Source organism: Oscillibacter sp. CU971 (assembly GCF_905219725.1).
Classification (GTDB): Bacteria; Bacillota; Clostridia; order Oscillospirales; family Oscillospiraceae; genus Oscillibacter.
On record NZ_CAJMXG010000554.1, the window covers coordinates 1 to 1,154 of the forward strand.

The 1,154-nt window shown below is 54.8% G+C and carries 1 protein-coding gene; it reads right to left on the bottom strand.

What is annotated here, in order from left to right; genetic code table 11:
• Positions 1 to 1,154, bottom strand: a 1,154-nt coding sequence (locus JX325_RS17380) for a DEAD/DEAH box helicase (RefSeq protein ID WP_204792257.1), incomplete at both ends; no start/stop codon positions are given.

Sequence of the window (1,154 nt, forward strand, 5' to 3'; positions counted from 1 at the left end):
GAATGTACGCAAAAGGGCAGTACCACCCTTCCTTGAGGGCGTTGACCGTGATAATATACCGGATCGGACAATCCCGGCTCATGAGGTCCGTTTTCCCCAGCTCGTCTACCTTGGAGGTCTTGACCGCGATCTCCTCTTTCGGTATCCCCATATCCACCAGCATGGTCTTGATCTTATCAAAGGTTTCACTGTCCTCGTTGATCTTGGGTTGGGCCTGAAACAGAACAATAGGACGTATGTATTCCCCGCCCGCTTCATTCTCCGCTATCGCCTGACGCTCAATGCTGCTTCGGAAATGAATGGCGTCCTGGATCACACTCTGGCGGGAGGTACGGTTATACACCACAACCGGGAGCTTCACCATGTTTTCTTTTTTCAGCTCCCGTGCGTCCACATAGGAGAGGATATTGCTGTTCTTCCTGGGGGTGGCGGTCAAGTCCAGCACAAAGGACGGGTTCAAATTGTTCAGCATCTCCACGCTCAAATCCGACCCGGCGTTGTGGCTTTCGTCCACCACTACCACGGGGGACAACTGCCGTAGCACCTGGATCAACGCTGTGTCCGGCGTATCGGCCAGCAGTACGGAATCATCCTTGAAATACTGGGCAAATTTCAGCAGGTTTCCGTTCTCCTGGTAGACTTTGCGAACATCCTTTTTCTTGCTGTCGATCCGCAGGGAAGCGTAGCTTAGCACACAAACTGTCAGCATCTCCCGGACGGTGTCCGGGGAGAACTGCTGGCCGCTCAGAAGCATTTCTTTCGTGTACACGCCCACCCGTCCGGCAAAGTCCGAATTGAGCCGCAGGCGGTATTCGTGGTCTGGATTAGACAGGTTCCGGATGGTCTGGGTGAGGATGGAGTCCGACGGCACAAGCCATACAACAACCTGGGGCTTGTCCATGGGCATGGTGTCAAAAATGCGTTTGAGGGCGGCACAGGCCATAAAGGTTTTTCCGCCGCCGGTGGGGACTTTTGTGCAGACATGGGGGACGCCGGGAATGGCGGACTTGTAGGCCGGTACGCCACCCAGCCCGACAGCAATGTCCTTGTCCATCCAGTAGCCTTTCCAGGCGGCAAACATATCGCCGTCCCGGTTCAAATGGCCCAGATAGGAGGTCAGATCGTCCATGACCTGCTTTTGATAGGTTTTTAGC